At 67.8% G+C, this 14,246-nt stretch carries 14 protein-coding genes, 1 tRNA gene and 1 other RNA gene; 7 read left to right on the top strand and 9 right to left on the bottom strand.

From position 1 onward, the window contains the following. Positions 1–3: 3 nt before the first annotated feature. On the bottom strand, positions 4–1,845 hold the full coding sequence (locus tag ABE463_RS13330; RefSeq protein ID WP_346468494.1) for a glycosyltransferase family 39 protein: 1,842 nt from the start codon (positions 1,843–1,845) through the stop codon (positions 4–6). A gap of 40 nt (positions 1,846–1,885) precedes the next feature. Between ABE463_RS13330 and ABE463_RS13325 the strand changes: the two genes are divergently transcribed. Genes ABE463_RS13325 through ABE463_RS13310 form a run of 4 tightly spaced genes read left to right on the top strand, consistent with a single transcriptional unit; the run spans position 1,886 to position 6,263 of the window. Next, positions 1,886–2,839, top strand: coding sequence for a MoxR family ATPase (locus ABE463_RS13325; RefSeq protein WP_346468493.1), 954 nt, complete (start codon positions 1,886–1,888; stop codon positions 2,837–2,839). A 1-nt stretch (position 2,840) separates the two neighbouring features. Continuing rightward, positions 2,841–3,797, top strand: a complete 957-nt coding sequence (locus tag ABE463_RS13320) for a DUF58 domain-containing protein (RefSeq protein ID WP_346468492.1) — start codon at positions 2,841–2,843, stop codon at positions 3,795–3,797. Beyond that, positions 3,790–5,742, top strand: coding sequence for a DUF3488 and transglutaminase-like domain-containing protein (locus ABE463_RS13315; RefSeq protein WP_346468491.1), 1,953 nt, complete (start codon positions 3,790–3,792; stop codon positions 5,740–5,742). Before ABE463_RS13320 ends, ABE463_RS13315 begins: the two co-directional genes overlap by 8 nt. Then, positions 5,739–6,263 carry a Slp family lipoprotein gene (locus ABE463_RS13310; protein ID WP_346468490.1) on the top strand — a complete coding sequence of 175 codons (525 nt, stop codon included), beginning with the start codon at positions 5,739–5,741 and terminating at the stop codon, positions 6,261–6,263. The genes ABE463_RS13315 and ABE463_RS13310 overlap by 4 nt, the downstream gene beginning before the upstream one ends. Positions 6,264–6,319: 56 nt before the next feature. Here the strand turns inward: ABE463_RS13310 and ABE463_RS13305 are convergent, their stop codons facing one another. The 4 genes from ABE463_RS13305 to dnaX all read right to left on the bottom strand — a co-directional run bounded on the left by ABE463_RS13305 (position 6,320) and on the right by dnaX (position 9,811). After that, on the bottom strand, positions 6,320–6,679 hold the full coding sequence (locus ABE463_RS13305) for a histidine triad nucleotide-binding protein (protein WP_259261180.1): 360 nt from the start codon (positions 6,677–6,679) through the stop codon (positions 6,320–6,322). Between the two features lie 81 nt (positions 6,680–6,760). Then, on the bottom strand, positions 6,761–7,360 hold the full coding sequence (gene recR, locus ABE463_RS13300) for a recombination mediator RecR (protein WP_259261179.1): 600 nt from the start codon (positions 7,358–7,360) through the stop codon (positions 6,761–6,763). A 99-nt stretch (positions 7,361–7,459) separates the two neighbouring features. Beyond that, positions 7,460–7,780 carry a YbaB/EbfC family nucleoid-associated protein gene (locus ABE463_RS13295; protein WP_019185335.1) on the bottom strand — a complete coding sequence of 107 codons (321 nt, stop codon included), beginning with the start codon at positions 7,778–7,780 and terminating at the stop codon, positions 7,460–7,462. 6 nt (positions 7,781–7,786) lie between these two features. Beyond that, positions 7,787–9,811 (bottom strand): DNA polymerase III subunit gamma/tau, encoded by a 2,025-nt coding sequence (gene dnaX / locus ABE463_RS13290; protein ID WP_346468489.1) that lies wholly within the window; start codon positions 9,809–9,811, stop codon positions 7,787–7,789. Positions 9,812–9,947: 136 nt separating this feature from the next. On the opposite strand from dnaX, the gene ABE463_RS13285 reads away from it, so the two are divergent. Next, positions 9,948–10,040: transfer RNA gene (locus ABE463_RS13285), tRNA-Ser, on the top strand. A 338-nt stretch (positions 10,041–10,378) separates the two neighbouring features. On the opposite strand, the gene ABE463_RS13280 is transcribed toward ABE463_RS13285, so the two are convergent. Continuing rightward, positions 10,379–10,696: a multidrug efflux SMR transporter gene (locus ABE463_RS13280; RefSeq protein WP_123728503.1), complete on the bottom strand. Its 318-nt coding sequence runs from the start codon at positions 10,694–10,696 to the stop codon at positions 10,379–10,381. Between the two features lie 278 nt (positions 10,697–10,974). Between ABE463_RS13280 and ffs the strand changes: the two genes are divergently transcribed. Next, positions 10,975–11,071: signal recognition particle sRNA small type (ffs, locus tag ABE463_RS13275), an RNA gene on the top strand. A 152-nt stretch (positions 11,072–11,223) separates the two neighbouring features. Here ffs and ABE463_RS13270 read toward each other — a convergent pair. Both ABE463_RS13270 and ABE463_RS13265 read right to left on the bottom strand, forming a co-directional pair. Further along, a complete protein-coding gene (locus tag ABE463_RS13270) occupies positions 11,224–11,991 on the bottom strand; it encodes an MBL fold metallo-hydrolase (protein ID WP_346468488.1) in 768 nt (255 codons plus the stop codon). Next, positions 11,991–12,740 carry a 3-deoxy-D-manno-octulosonic acid kinase gene (locus ABE463_RS13265; RefSeq protein WP_346468487.1) on the bottom strand — a complete coding sequence of 250 codons (750 nt, stop codon included), beginning with the start codon at positions 12,738–12,740 and terminating at the stop codon, positions 11,991–11,993. The genes ABE463_RS13270 and ABE463_RS13265 overlap by 1 nt, the downstream gene beginning before the upstream one ends. A gap of 21 nt (positions 12,741–12,761) precedes the next feature. Between ABE463_RS13265 and ABE463_RS13260 the strand changes: the two genes are divergently transcribed. Then, positions 12,762–13,817, top strand: coding sequence for a glycosyltransferase family 9 protein (locus tag ABE463_RS13260; RefSeq protein WP_346468486.1), 1,056 nt, complete (start codon positions 12,762–12,764; stop codon positions 13,815–13,817). Here the strand turns inward: ABE463_RS13260 and ABE463_RS13255 are convergent. Then, positions 13,796–14,203, bottom strand: coding sequence for a DUF6165 family protein (locus tag ABE463_RS13255; protein WP_019185792.1), 408 nt, complete (start codon positions 14,201–14,203; stop codon positions 13,796–13,798). The genes ABE463_RS13260 and ABE463_RS13255 overlap by 22 nt on opposite strands. Positions 14,204–14,246 lie beyond the last annotated feature (43 nt).

Here is a 14,246-nt window from a genome sequence, read left to right as displayed (position 1 = left end):
GCCTCAGCGCGCGGGAACGACGAAGGCCTGTTCCTGCCACTGCTCCACGCTGCCGTCCTTGCCGTGCAGCGTCATCCCGAGCCAATGACGGCCCGGGGCAAGGTGGCGGGTGTCCAGCGTGGCATCGAAGGCGACATGGGGGTGCTGCGGATCGGTGGAGATCTTCCAGGCCGCGGTGATGTCGAAGGCGCGCCCGTAGGCCGCGTCCCCCACCGGCTTGCCATCGATGAGCAGCGCGACCCGCTCGATGCCCACGCCGTCCTTGAACGCCCAGCCATGCACGTCGAGGGTGTCGCCCACGGTTGCCCCGGACTGCGGCGCATCCAGCCAGGCCATCGCCGGCGTCACGCACGGCCCATCGGCACGTTCGGCAGGCAGCTTGAACAGCAGGAAGCGCTGGTAGCCATGATCGTTGCTGACCACGCGTGGCGGCGGCAGCGGCCCCACCTGCTCGCAGATCGCGTGATAGCGCGCGAGCAGATCGCGATAGCGCTGATCGCTGGGCGCGAGTACCAGCAGCATCGGCGTCTCGCGCTTGCCGTCGTGCAGCAGATGCCACAGACCCAGCTGCGCACTGCGGCCATGCTTGTCGTTCAAGGGATGCGGCAGCACCTCGATCGACGCGTCATCCAACTGGAAGCCCAGCTCCGCGCCCACCTTGAAATTGCCGGCAAGCACGCGCGTGCCGGGCGGCATGGTCGTGAGTTCGTCGCGCACGGCGCCGGCCAACGGCTGCCAGCCCGCAAAGTTGCGCGGGTAGTACTTGTAGCCGGCCAACTGCTCGCGCGCCATCGGCATGGAGGCCATCAGGTAGTAGCCGAAGGCCAGCGCCAGACCGGTACCGGCCAACCACCAGCCGGTGCGGCGCAGCCAGCGCGGCCACCCGTTGAGGACCACCGGCACCGCGATCAGCAGTGCGAGATAGCCGGGCAGCGGCCAATGGAAACTGATGCGCTCCACATCGGTGAAAAAGCCCAGGGCGAAGATCGACAGGGTCGACACCGCACCGATCAGGCCGAAGTAGCGCCACTGCGCACGCGCACCGCCGCCGGAGCGGGTGCCGGCCAGGGCCACCTTCCACATCGCGATGCACAGGATCGGGGTGACCAGCATCGGCTGGATCACCAGGAACCACAGCCCGCTCCATTCGAACGCCCACGGATGGCGCTCGACCACCTGGAATTTCAGCCCCGCATCATGGTTGTCGGCGTTCCACGACAACAGCGGCAACCATGCCACCACGCCCACGGCCAGGGCGACCCACACGCGCGGATCGCGCAGCATGCGCCGGCCCTGCGGCAGCACCAGCAGCGCGATGAAGCCGACCACGATGACGCCGATGAAGCGGTAATGGCTGAGCGCGCCGATCGACAGACCGGCGGCCAGCTTCACCGCCGCCGCCGCATCGACACTGCGCAGCAGGCGCGCGCCGGCATCCAGGCACAGCACCGCGGCCAGGGCCATCGGCACATCCGGCACGGCCAGCATGCCCAGCGTGGCCGACAGCGGCATCAGCAACGTCAGGCTGCCCGCCTGCCACCCCGCCACCGCGCCGAACCAGCGCGTGGCAATGCGTGAGACCAGCCAGGGCAGCCATGCACCGATCGCCAGGAACGGCAGGCGCAGCCCCAGCACGTGATTGCCACCGATCTCCACGCCCAGGCGGGCCAGCCAGGCAGTCAGCCCGGGCAGATCGGAATAGGCCGCCGCCAGATGCTGGCCTTCCTGCCAGTAGAACGCTTCGTCCACGAACAAGGGCAGACGAGCGGCCACCACCAATTTGACGGCGGTGACCAGCGTCCACAACAACAGGAATATGGTGCGTGCGCGTTGTTCGCCCTGCATTGCTCTATAGAATCAGTGGAATCATCGAATCGAGACGGACATGGATCATTCGCCCCCCGTGCCAGCCATGCTAACCGATGTACTGCGACAGTCCCTTCGCGCCGCCCAGGATCAGGTCAACGGGTTGGTGCTGGGCAAGGCGCAGGAGGTGCGGTTGGCCTTCGTGGCGCTGCTCTCCGGCGGCCACCTGCTGATCGAAGATCTGCCCGGCCTGGGCAAGACCACCCTCGCCCACGCCATGGCCTCCAGCCTCGGGCTGGGCTTCCAGCGCGTGCAGTTCACCTCCGATCTGCTGCCGGCCGATGTGCTCGGCGTCTCGGTCTACGACGCGGGCAGCCGCCAGTTCCAGTTCCATCCCGGCCCGGTCTTCACCCACGTACTACTGGCCGATGAGATCAACCGCGCGCCGCCGCGCACCCAGAGCGCGTTGCTGGAAGCGATGGCCGAACAGCAGGTCACCCTCGATGGCGTGACCCATCCGTTGCCCGACCCCTTCTTCGTCATCGCCACCCAGAACCCGGTCGACCTGTCGGGCACGTTCCCGCTGCCGGACTCGCAGCTGGACCGCTTCCTGCTGCGGCTGGCGCTGGGCTACCCCAATCCGGAATCGGAGCGCGAGCTGCTGCGCGGCACCGATCGTCGCCACCTGATCGCACAGGCCACCGCGCGGTTGAGCGAGGTGGAGGTACGCACGCTGCGCCAGGCCGTTGGCCAGGTGCATGCCAGCGAAGCCCTGATCACCTACGTGCAGGCACTGCTGGCCCGCAGCCGCCAGCATGCCGGCGTGCGCGTCGGCCTCTCACCACGCGCCGGGCTGGCCCTGCTGCGCGCGGCGAAGGCACATGCCCTGCTGCTGGGCCGCGCGCATGTGGTGCCCGAAGATGTGCAGACCCTGTTCGTCGCGGTGGCCGGACATCGCCTGGTGCCGGAGGCCGAAGCCTCCAACGGCCCGGCGCTGGCGCGCGCCATCCTCCAGACCGTGCAGGTCGACTGAGATGCGCCGCGGCTGGGGAGCCCGCTGGCAGCAACTGCAACACCTGGCGCGACCACGCCACCCCGAGCAGCTGCCGCGCCGGTTCGATCGGCGCCGCATCTATGTGCTGCCCACGCGGTTTGGCCTGTTCATCGCGGTGCTGCTGTCGGCAATGCTGCTGGGCGCACTGAACTACAACAACAACCCGGCCCTGCTGCTGGCCCTGCTGCTGGCGACGGTCAGCATCGCCAGCGCGATCAGCGCACATCTGCAGCTCTCCGCGCTGCAGGTGGACGCGGTGTCCGCCGAGCCGGTGACGGCCGGTGCCCCCCTGCGCCTGCGCATCAGCCTTTCGCGCAACGACACCCGCGCCCGTCGCGGGCTGCAGGTGGAACACAGCGGCGTGGCGGCCTTCGGCCACCTGGTGGACAGCGATCAGATCGAAGTGGACCTGGACCTGCCCACGCACCAACGCGGCTGGTTCGATCTGGAGCGGATCCGCATCGCCACCACGCAGCCGCTGGGCCTGGTGCGCGCATGGTCATGGGTGTGGCCGGAAACGCCGTTGCTGGTGTACGCCGCACCGGAACCCCACGCGCCGGCGCTGCCGGAAAGTGGTGGCGACCCGCTGCACACCCGCGTACATGCCAGTGGCGATGAGCTGCATCAGCTGCGTCCGTATCGCGCTGGTGATCCCACCCGCAGCATTGCGTGGAAGCACTCCGCGCGGCGCGACACGCTGCTGGTGCGCGAGTATGAGAAACCGGTCGGCGTGGAGATCGTGCTGGACTGGCGCCAGCTGTCACCGCTGCCGGCCGAAGCGCGCATCGCGCGGTTGGCACACTGGGTGGATCTGGCCGAACGCGAGGGGCGCCGCTACACACTGACCCTGCCCGGGCAACCCGTGCTCGGCCCCGGCAATGGCAGCGCCCACCACCATCTCTGCCAGCGCGCCCTGGCGCTGATGCCGCATGACTGACGCCCCCGTTTCCCCGCTGGGCACCGGTGCCCGCTACTGGACCCTGGGCAGTGCCGCGCTGTGCCTGGTTCCGTTGCTGCTGCAGCTGCCCTTCCTGCTGGCCACGATCTTCGCCGGCGTGGCGGTGCTGACCGCACTGGCCTCGCGGCAACGCCTGCTGCCCGGGGCACTTCGCCTGCTGCTGGTGCTCGCGATGTTGGCCGCCATCTATTGGCAGATGGGGCCGCGGCCGGGGCGTGACACCGGCTGCGCGCTGCTCGCGGCGATGCTCGCGCTCAAGTCCAGCGAGCTGCGCAGCCTGCGCGATGCACGCAGCCTGGTCGGCTTTGCGCTGTTTGCCCCGTTCGCCGCCTTCCTGCTCGACCAGGGGCCCACGACGATGGCGCTGGCAGTGCTGGCCGGCTTGGTCGCACTGCTTGCCCTGCAACGGCTGGCGCACCTGGAGGGCCAAGCGCCACCGGCACCGCTCAAGCGCCACCTGCGCGGTATCGGTCGCCTGGTGCTGCTCGGATTGCCATTGGCGTTGGCCGGCTTCTGGCTGTTCCCGCGGTTGAGCGAACCGCTGTGGGGCATTCCGGACCGCGCGGTCGGCAAGCCGGGGCTGTCGGACACGATGGAGCCCGGGGAGTGGCTGGACCTGATGGCCGATGACACCCCGGCGCTGCGCGTGCAGTTCTTCGGCGCCATTCCGGACCCCCAGCAGCGCTACTGGCGCGGGCCGGTACTGACCCATTTCGATGGCCATCGCTGGGAACAGGACAAGCGCCAACTCGAGCGCCCGCCCGCCGCCGTCACCCACGCCAGTACGCAGTGGGAGTACCAGATCGACTACGAACCCACCGACCGCCGCCAACTGGTCGCGCTGGACCTGCCACTGCAGGCACCGCCCGGCAGTGATCTGGATGCCAACCACAGCCTGCGCAGCCGCACGGCATTGAACGCAATGACCCGGTGGCGCCTGCAATCGGCCCCGGCGCTGACCTATATCGACCCGCTGACGCCATACGAGCGGCGCCTGGCCCTGCAGTTGCCGGACGGCTTGAATCCACGCACCGCCGTGCTGGCCCGGCAGTGGCGACAGGACGCCGGCAGCAACGATGCCGCGATCGTGCAGCGCGCGCTCGCCTGGGTGCGCGCACGTTTCGTCTACACCCTGGACACGCCCGAGCCCGGGCGCGACGGCGTGGACGAATTCCTGTTCGATCAGCAGGCCGGTTTCTGCCAGCACTTCAGCTCCTCGTTCGTGGTGCTGATGCGCAACGCCGGCATCCCCGCGCGGGTCGTGACCGGCTTTGCCGGCGGCATCCGCAACCCCTATGGCGATTATTGGGTGCTGCGCCGGATGGACGCCCACGCCTGGGCCGAGGTCTGGCTGCCCGGGCGCGGCTGGGTGCGGGTCGACCCGACGGCGGCCGTCGCCCCCGAACGCATCTACGACACCATCGAAGACCGGCTGGCGGCGGGCGATGCCGGGGCCACGCTCAACAGCCGATGGTTGCAGATCGGGCAGATGGGCGACTGGCTGCGCCGGGGCTGGAACGACCTGATCCTGTCCTTCGATGCCAACCGCCAGCAACAGCTTCTTAAACCGTTTGGTTTCGTGCGGCTGGATCCGAGCCAACTGGTCGGCATTTTCATCGCCTTCGCGCTGGCCGCGCTAGGCTGGATGGCATGGCTGCTGGCCCGGGGCGAACGCGAGCGCGACCCGCTGCTGCGGGCCTGGCATCGGATGGGACGCCGGTATGCCCGCTATGGCTTGTCCCGTGCTGGCGCCGAACCCGCCAGCGCATGGGCCCGCCGGGTACATCAGCACCGCCCCGACCCGGCGTTGTTGTCGCTCAGCGAGCGTTTCGTCCAGGCGCGCTACGCTGGCGCTGACGTCGACCTCACTTCATTATTGCGCGACCTGCGCAGGCATCGCCCGACCTCCGGAGCATCCCCATGAAGATTCAAATCCTGCTTCCCCTTGCTGCCTCTCTGGTACTGGCTGCCTGCGCCACCGCGCCCAAGCCGCTGCAGGGGCAGTTCAGTATGGTCAGCCCGCGCGACGCGGTTCCCACCCAGCAGGTGGGCACCCCGGTACGTTGGGGTGGTCGCATCATCGAAACCAATCCGGGCCAGGGCCAGACCTGCTTCCAGATGATTTCGCGCCCGCTCAACGGCAGTGGCCGCCCGAGCACCACCTCGGCCGACGCCAGTGACGGCCGCTTCATCGCCTGCCGCGCCGGCTTCTACGATCCGGCGGTGTTCGAGCCGGGCCGCGATGTGACCTTCATCGGCAAGATCGGCGGTTACGAGAACACCCGGATCGGCGAGTACGACTACCGCCTGCCGAAGCTGGACGCCGACGTGATCTATCTGTGGCCGGAACAGCGCCAGGTGGATGTAGTGCCCGCCTACCCGTACGGCCCGTGGGGCCCGGGCTGGGGTCCGGGTTGGGGCTACCGCGGCTGGGGCTGGTGGTAACACGCTGACGCAGAAACGCCGCCCTCGGGCGGCGTTTTTGTTTGCGCCCGGCCGGCTCAGCCGTTCGCCGTGCCGAAGTGGCCCAGCGGCGCACCGGCCAGCAGGTGCAGATGGATGTGGAACACGGTCTGCCCGGCGTGCTCGCGGCAGTTCATGACGATGCGGTAGCCGTCCTGTGCGAAGCCTTCGCGGCGTGCGTAGTCCGCCGCGGCCATCGCCAGCTTGCCGATCAGGTGTGCCTGCTCCGGCTGCACATCGTCGAGGGTAGGAATCGCCTCGTGCTTGGGAATGAACAACACGTGCACCGGCGCCTGCGGGGCGATGTCCTTGAAGCCGAGCACCTCCTCGTCTTCGTAGACGATGGTGGCCGGAATTTCGCGGCGGATGATCTTGCCGAACAGGGTGTCGTGGCTCATGAGGGCACCTCGTGGAACAGGGCCTTGGAGAGTAGCGCGGATGCGCCCCCGGTTTCGATCATCGCCGCGCGGTGCGCAGCGTCATTCCTGCACTTCGGTACGCGTGCCGAAGGCGTGCGACAGCGTGCCGCGATCCACGTATTCCAGTTCGCCACCCAGCGGCAGACCCTGCGCGAGGCGGCTGGGCCGCACCTTGTAGCTGCGCGCCATCTGCGCCAGGTAATGTGCGGTCGCTTCGCCTTCCACGGTGGCACTGGTGGCGATGATCAACTCGTTGACCTCACCCTGCTTCAGGCGCGCCTCCAGCTGATCCAGGCCCAGCTCGCGCGGGCCAATGCCGTCCAGTGGCGACAGCCGCCCCTGCAGCACGAAGTACACCCCGCGGAAGCCGGTGGCCGTTTCGATCGCCAGGCGATCGGCCGGTGATTCCACCGCACACAACTGCTGGCGCTCGCGGCTGCCGTTGGCGCAGACCGCGCAGATCTCGGTCTCGCTGAAATCCCGGCACTGTTCGCAATGCCCGATCCGCTCGATCGCCTTGGCCAGCACCTCGGCCAGCTTCTGACCGCCCTCGCGCTCGCGCTCCAGCACGTGGTACGCCATGCGCTGGGCGGTCTTCTGGCCCACGCCCGGCAACACGCGGAAGGCCTCGATCAATTGTTCGAGCAGGGGCAGGCTCATGGCGGATCGCTCATCTCAGAAACAAGCGCGCGAAGCCCGGAGGCTTCGCGGCGCGGTCACCACGGTCGCGCCAGGCACGGGCCCGGCGCAGGCGGTGGGTCAGAACGGCAGCTTCATGCCCGGGGGCAGCTGCATGCCGGCGGTCGCCGAACCCATGCGGTTCTTCGACTCGGCGTCGATCTTGTTGGAGGCATCGTTGAACGCGGCGGCCACCAGATCTTCGGTCATTTCCGCATCGGACAGCACCGACGGATCGATACGCACCTTGCGGCATTCCTTGGTGCCGGTCAGGGTCACGCTGACCATGCCGCCGCCGGCGCTGCCGGTCACTTCCAGCTTGGCGAGGTCTTCCTGGGCCTTCTGCAGGTTTTCCTGCATCTTCTGGGCCTGCTGCATCAGTTGGGCGATATTGCCGCGCATGGGTCTTTACTCTTCAAAAGGACGAATGGAATCGGCGACGACCCGGGCACCGTGTTGCTGGACCAGCAACTGCACCGAAGGATCGGCCATGAAAGCGGCTTCCGCCGCCGTTTGGCGTTCGCCACGCTGACGGTCAGCGCGCTGATGCAGGGTCTCGGCACCGGCTGCACCGGTATCGATCACCAGGCGCGGGGCCTGCCCCAAGGGGCCGGTCAACGCCGCGATCAGCGCCGCCTGCGAGCGGTCCGAACTCAAGTACTCAAATCCGGGCGAAATCGCCAGTTTCAAGACACCGTGCTGATAGCTGATGAACGCCGAGTGCGCGGCCAGCTGCTTGGACGGGCCATTGAGCTGGCTGCCGGCCACCAGTTCCAGCCAGGCATCGGCGGTCAGGTCACCTGTCTCGCCTGCGGGCGCAGCGTTCGCTTCCGATGGTGCGATGGAGATGCCCTGCGGGCGGGCTACCGGAGCGGGCGCTTGCGGGGCAGGTGCGGGGGCAGCAAGTGCCACGACACGCTCGGGCGGCGCTTCCCACGGGGCGACCATGGCCGCATCCGGGGTGGCCATTTCGGCCGCCAGCGCTTCGTCGCGATCGGCCGCATCGCTCTCGTGGTGCCACGGCGGCAGATCGTCGTCGGCAGCGGGCGCTGCGACGGCGGGCTTGGCCGGTTTCACCGGCTCGGCGGCGGCCGGGGCCGGCGCCGGGGCGGATTTTTTCGGTGCCGGCGGTGCGGGCTCAGGCGCTGCGGAGACCGTAGCAACCACGGGCGCCACGGGGGCTGGCTGAGCGACGGGGGCACTGGCCTTGGCCGGCGCAACGGCCGAAGCAGCAGCCGCGGTCGCTGCCGCAGCGGCCATGCCGGTGCCTTGGCCGGTGCCTTGGCCGCTGGCCTGGCCACCGCTGTTCACGTCGGTCCCGGTGCCCGGATCGCGGGGCACCGGCGGTACGGCGGCGGCGGGACGGAACGCCAGCATGCGCAGCACGGCCATCTCGAACCCGGCGCGCGGGCTTGGGGCCAGGTGCAGGTCACGGCGGCCGCCCAGGGCCATCTGGTACCAGAGCTGCACCACTTCCGGGCGCAGGCGCTGGGCGAAGGCCTCGGCATCGATCCCCTCGCCCGCCGTCGCCGCACCCGGCACCAGCTGCTGCACCTGGATCCGGTGCAGGGCCTCGGCCAGGGCGTCGAGCACCCCGCTCCAGTCCGGCGAGAACTCGGCCAGCAGCGCCACGGTCTGCAGCAGGCGCGGACCATCGCCATCGGCCAGCGCATCCAGCATCGCGGCGACCTGGGTGCGGTCGACCGTGCCCAGCATCGCGCGCACCACATCCTCGCGCAGCGCACCGCCGGCATAGGCGATCGCCTGATCCAGCAGCGACAGGCCGTCACGCAGGCTGCCATCGGCGGCCTTGGCCAACTGCACGATCGCGGTCGGGTCGGACTCGATCTCCTCGGCGGCCAGGATCTTGGTCATCTGGCCCTGGATCTGGTCCTCGTCCAACCGCTTCAGGTTGAACTGCAGGCAGCGCGAAAGCACCGTCACCGGCAGCTTCTGCGGATCGGTGGTGGCCAGGAGGAACTTCACATGCTCCGGTGGCTCTTCCAGCGTCTTGAGCAGCGCATTGAACGCCGCCTTGGACAGCATGTGCACTTCGTCGATCAGGTAGACCTTGTACTTGCCGCGGGAGGGCATGTACTGGGCGTTCTCGATCACCTCGCGGACATCATCCACACCGGTATTGGACGCAGCATCGATCTCGAGCAGATCGATGTAACGGCCGGAGTCGATATCCAGGCAGGCCGGGCACTGACCGCACGGATCAGCGCTGGTGCCCTGCTCGCAGTTCAGCGACTTGGCGAAAATACGGGCAATGGTGGTCTTGCCGACCCCGCGGGTGCCGGTAAACAGGAACGCATGGTGCACCCGGCCGCTGTCCAGCGCATTGCTGAGCGCACGGACCACGTGTTCCTGGCCCACCAGCTCGGCAAAACGCTTCGGACGCCACTTGCGGGCAAGGACGAGATAGGACATCAGGCCACCGTCTTCATCGGGACGACCATTGTGCCACGCCTGTCCAGCCCCCCTGCCCTTCGTGACGAACCGCTTGTGCGAATCCAATTCCCCCGCTAGAATCTGCGCCCCTGCAGCGGGTTATCGCAGCAGGTCCGGAGAGGTGTCCGAGCGGTTGAAGGAGCACGCCTGGAAAGTGTGTAAGCGTCTAAACCGCGCTTCGGGGGTTCGAATCCCCCTCTCTCCGCCACACAAATAAAAAGGCCGCCCTCAGGGGCGGCCTTTTTATTTGTGCGACGGACAGCATGGGGGACGAGAACCCCAACGGGTTCGACGGATTCGCCCGGAGCGAATCCGGACAGCCGAACGGCTGGCCCTGGAGCGCGCAAGCGCGGAAGGGCTGGGTGCATGGATGCACCCAGCAATCCCAATGAAGCGGCCAGCCTGCATCCGAAGCCGAATGCAGTGAATCCGTCGCTCGAACTGGCGCCGCACTGAGCGGCGCCAGTGATTTGATCGGGTCAGCAGTGCGCCAGCCACGCGTGGCGTGGCTCTACCCTTGAAGCCGCAGCCTTCGCTTTTAGCGCCTCAGCTGCTCGACAACTTCATCAACACCAACCCGCTCACGATCAACACCGCTGCGGCAATCCGCATCGCGCTGACCTGCTCGCCGAGGAAGGTAATGCCGATCACGAACGCACCGACCGCGCCGATGCCGGTCCAGATCGTGTACGCGGTGCCCAGCGGCAACGTGCGCATCGCCAACGACAGCAGCCAGAAGCTGGCAATCATGGTGACGAGGGTGATGATCGAGGGGGTGAGCTTGCTGAACCCCTCGGACTGCTTCATCGAGAACGCCCAGACAATTTCCAGTACACCGGCTGCCAACAGATAGATCCAGGCCATGCGGCCCTCCTTGATGGGGGCCAGGCCGTCCTGGTCAGTGATTCCCGAAATGGGGGAGGCCGTTCCTCCTGTGCAGCGCATTTTAGCAACCCGCCCGCACATTGGCCGTTCCGTGCCGCATCGGGCTACACAGGATTCAGCCTCCGCGTCTGGCACTGCATGCCGCGCATGCGCTAGAATGCGCGACTGCACTGCCGGACCTGTTCCTGCGGCGCACCTTCCGCCTGCGGCCGGCTGATCCCTGATCGCCCAGCAGCCGGAACGTCTCTATGGTGGCCCCGTCGGCCCCTCGCGACGCTAGGTCGAAAATCCCGCCAGGGCCGGAAGGCAGCAACGGTATCGATCGACGCGGGCGCCGAGGTCAGCCGGCGGGGCCGCCACCTTTTCGCCCCCCCCTGTTTTCCTTCGCGATGCTGCCGATCAAGGCGCTGCACAGCTGCGCGGGTGCCCGACATCACCGCGAACCGCTGGCGCATGCAACGCGCGTTCGAGCGCCTGCAGATGGGCGGCCAGCGCGTCGTCCATGCTCAGGGAGGATCCTGGGCCAGCACGTGCATCGCGGTCGGGGTAGCCAGCGCCACACGCTCACCGGGCAGGGCCACACGGTGGCCACGCTGGCGCAGCGCCTCGCCGTCAGCCTCACTGGCGTAGTGATAGAGCATCATCCGCGCCTGCAGTTCGGGCGTGTACTCACGCTCCAGGTCGTCTACACCGGTGTGCGAGGGATTGCCGTGCAGGCCGCAGTCGTGGGCGATCAGTTCGTTGTCGTCCGCGTAGCGCGCCAGCATTTCCGGAATCGGGCGGGTATCGCCGCTCCAGGTGACCGCACCCTTCAGGCGCAGGCCATAGGCGGTTTCAGGCCAGTGATGACGCACCGGGAAGACTTCCAGGCGCACGCCGTCATGCCAGAACGCATCGCCGACCACGATCAGCTGGAAGGCATCCCAGAAATTCGCGCCGCCCTCGGCCAGCACGTTCGGGTAATCGGCCACGCGCTTGTGCAGCAGCGGCACGACCGTCGCCGGCACGTAGAGGCGGATGCGCCCACGACGCTGCGGCGAGAAATACGCATCGACGAACAGACGTTCGAAACCAGCGACATGGTCCAGGTGCACATGGGTGACGAACAGTGCCTGCGGCACAGCCCCGTAGTGCGCCTGGAAGGCGGTCAGCCCTTCCCCGCCGCAATCGATGGTGAGCCACGGGCGGCCATCACGCTCGATCACCGCCATCGGCGAACCCAGCTGCACGGCCGACGCATTGCCGACCCCCATGAAACGCAGTGCCCAGTCCATCAGTAGCCCCGGTTCCAGGCGAGATCGTAGGCGCGGCGCAGCCGTGCGTAGTCCTTTTCGACGTCGTCATGGCTGCGCTCACCGCGCAGTTTGATCAACGAGCGCAGCAGCCGCTTGAGATTGCGCTCGCGCCAGCGGGTGGCGGGAATGCGCAGCACGCCGCGATCGAAATCGATCAGCCAGCCGTGGCCGTTGGCGTCGAACAGAATGTTGTGGGCGTTGAGATCGGCATGGTCCAGCCCGGCGCGGTGGAAGCGCGCGATCAGCCGGCCCGTCTCTTCCCAGGGGGCGCCGCGCCCGGCGACCAGCGCGCGGTCGGCCAGCGAGCGCACGCCCTCCAGCCGCTCCATCAGGATCGCCGCTTTGTAGCGCAGGCCTTCGCGCATGTAGAACGCGGCAATCGGTCGCGGCACCGGCAGCTTCTGCGCGCGCAGGGCACGCATCAGGCGGAACTCGGCAAAACTGCGGGTGCGGTTGGCGCCACGCCAGATGTAGTGGTCCCGGCTGAGCTTGGCCGCCAGGCCGCCGCGCAGGTACTGGCGCAGCACGGCATGACCGAAGGGCGCATCAACGAACCAGGCGCCGCCGCGGCCGCCATCGCCGACCGGTCGCGCCCGCTCGCCCCAGTGGGCCGGCGCGAACAGGCTCATCTCGGCTTGCCGCAAGGCTTCGCGGTCGAACAGAATGGCACCGATACCGCGTGCATCGCGGCAGGGCGTCAGCGCTTCAGTGGCGTCGAATGCGACCATTCCTTCGAGTCTAACAACACCATGGCACCAACGTCCTCTTCCTTGTGTCTTTTGCGTTTGTCCGCGCTGGGGGACGTGACCCATGTGGTGCCGCTGGTGCGCACCCTGCAACAGGCCGATCCCGGCGTTTGCCTGCACTGGATCATCGACAAGGCCGGCCACAAGCTGCTCGATGGGCTGCCGGGCGTGACCTTCCACAGCTACGACAAGAAGACCGGCCTGGCCGGCATGCGCGCCCTGCGCGAGAGCCTCCCTGCCGGGCGCTTCGATGCGCTGCTGCAGATGCAGGTGGCCTTCCGCGCCAACGTGCTGTCTGCCTTCGTGCCGGCCAAGCGCCGCATTGGCTACGACAAATCGCGCTCAAAAGACCTTCACGGGCTGTTTATCAATGAGCGCATCCCCGACCGCCCCGGCATCCACGTGCTGGATGCGATCGGCAGCTTCTGCGAGCCGCTGGGCCTGAAGCAGACCGAGGTCAGCTGGGACCTGGCCGTGCCGCCGGCGGCGTTCGAGTGGGCCAATGCCCAGTGGGCCGACGACGGCCGCCCGGTGCTGATGATTTCGCCCTGCTCCAGCCACGTGCGCCGCAACTGGTACGCCGACCGCTATGCGGCCGTCGCCAACCACGCCACCTCACGCGGCTGGCGGGTGGTGCTGTGCGGTGGGCGCAGCGAGCTGGAGCGCGGCATGGCCGATGCGATCCAGGCGCAGCTGACCACGCCGGCGCTGGATCTGGTCGGCAAAGACACCCTCAAGCAGCTACCGGCCCTGTTGGCGCGTGCCGCGCTGGTGATGACGCCCGATTCGGGCCCGATGCATATCGCCAACGCGATGGGCACCAAAGTGCTGGGCCTGCATGCGGCCAGCAACCCGCACCGCAGCGGCCCCTATTCCGACCGCCGCTACTGCGTGGACCGCTACGACGATGCGGCGCGCAGATTCCTGGGCAAGCCAGCCAGCGAACTGAAATGGGGCGCGAAGGTCGAATTCGACGACGTGATGCAGCTGATCACGGTCGAGGACGGCATTGCCGCCTTCGAGCGCTATGTCGCCGATTACGCGCCGCGCGGGGCGTAATCCTTGTACGACTTCTCTTCCACGTAGAGCGAGCCCAGCGCCAGGTTGATGTCTTTCTTGATGCGGGCGCGCTCATCGTTCTGCTGATAGACACTGCGGGCCAGCTCGACGAAATGGTCGTCGAAGGCCTGGGCCTTGTCCTGCAGGCGGATGTTGTCTTCGATGTCCCACAGGCGCTCGTTGACGGCCTTGAGCTCGGCACGCAGGCGCGCGATGTCCTTGACCCCGGCCGGGTGCGCCATCCAGGTCTTTTCCAGTGCGCTCAGCTCGGTGCGGATGTTGGCCAGCTTGGCCTCGTCGCTGATGCGCTCGGATTTGATCTGCAGGATCGAGATCTTGTCGAGCAGTTCACCGAAGGACACGGGGACGAGGATTTCAGCGGTCATGGTGGGGATTCCGGGACGGGTACTTCAGTTTACCGGAGGCGAG

Origin of the sequence: Stenotrophomonas sp. TWI819 (genome assembly GCF_039673075.1) — a bacterium.
Lineage (GTDB): Bacteria > Pseudomonadota > Gammaproteobacteria > Xanthomonadales > Xanthomonadaceae > Stenotrophomonas > Stenotrophomonas rhizophila_B.
The sequence above is the reverse complement of the archived record's forward strand: the minus strand, read 5'-3'. Positions and strand labels throughout refer to the sequence as shown.

Coding starts and splice junctions, on each gene's coding strand:
- ABE463_RS13280 (WP_123728503.1), bottom strand. CDS start 10,696: ATGGCCTGGATCTATCTGTTGGCAGCCGGTGTACTGGAAATTGTCTGG.
- ABE463_RS13320 (WP_346468492.1), top strand. CDS start 2,841: ATGCGCCGCGGCTGGGGAGCCCGCTGGCAGCAACTGCAACACCTGGCG.
- dnaX (WP_346468489.1), bottom strand. CDS start 9,811: ATGTCCTATCTCGTCCTTGCCCGCAAGTGGCGTCCGAAGCGTTTTGCC.
- recR (WP_259261179.1), bottom strand. CDS start 7,360: ATGAGCCTGCCCCTGCTCGAACAATTGATCGAGGCCTTCCGCGTGTTG.
- ABE463_RS13265 (WP_346468487.1), bottom strand. CDS start 12,740: ATGGTCGCATTCGACGCCACTGAAGCGCTGACGCCCTGCCGCGATGCA.
- ABE463_RS13305 (WP_259261180.1), bottom strand. CDS start 6,679: ATGAGCCACGACACCCTGTTCGGCAAGATCATCCGCCGCGAAATTCCG.
- ABE463_RS13315 (WP_346468491.1), top strand. CDS start 3,790: ATGACTGACGCCCCCGTTTCCCCGCTGGGCACCGGTGCCCGCTACTGG.
- ABE463_RS13330 (WP_346468494.1), bottom strand. CDS start 1,845: ATGCAGGGCGAACAACGCGCACGCACCATATTCCTGTTGTTGTGGACG.
- ABE463_RS13270 (WP_346468488.1), bottom strand. CDS start 11,991: ATGGACTGGGCACTGCGTTTCATGGGGGTCGGCAATGCGTCGGCCGTG.
- ABE463_RS13310 (WP_346468490.1), top strand. CDS start 5,739: ATGAAGATTCAAATCCTGCTTCCCCTTGCTGCCTCTCTGGTACTGGCT.
- ABE463_RS13325 (WP_346468493.1), top strand. CDS start 1,886: ATGGATCATTCGCCCCCCGTGCCAGCCATGCTAACCGATGTACTGCGA.
- ABE463_RS13260 (WP_346468486.1), top strand. CDS start 12,762: ATGGCACCAACGTCCTCTTCCTTGTGTCTTTTGCGTTTGTCCGCGCTG.
- ABE463_RS13295 (WP_019185335.1), bottom strand. CDS start 7,780: ATGCGCGGCAATATCGCCCAACTGATGCAGCAGGCCCAGAAGATGCAG.
- ABE463_RS13255 (WP_019185792.1), bottom strand. CDS start 14,203: ATGACCGCTGAAATCCTCGTCCCCGTGTCCTTCGGTGAACTGCTCGAC.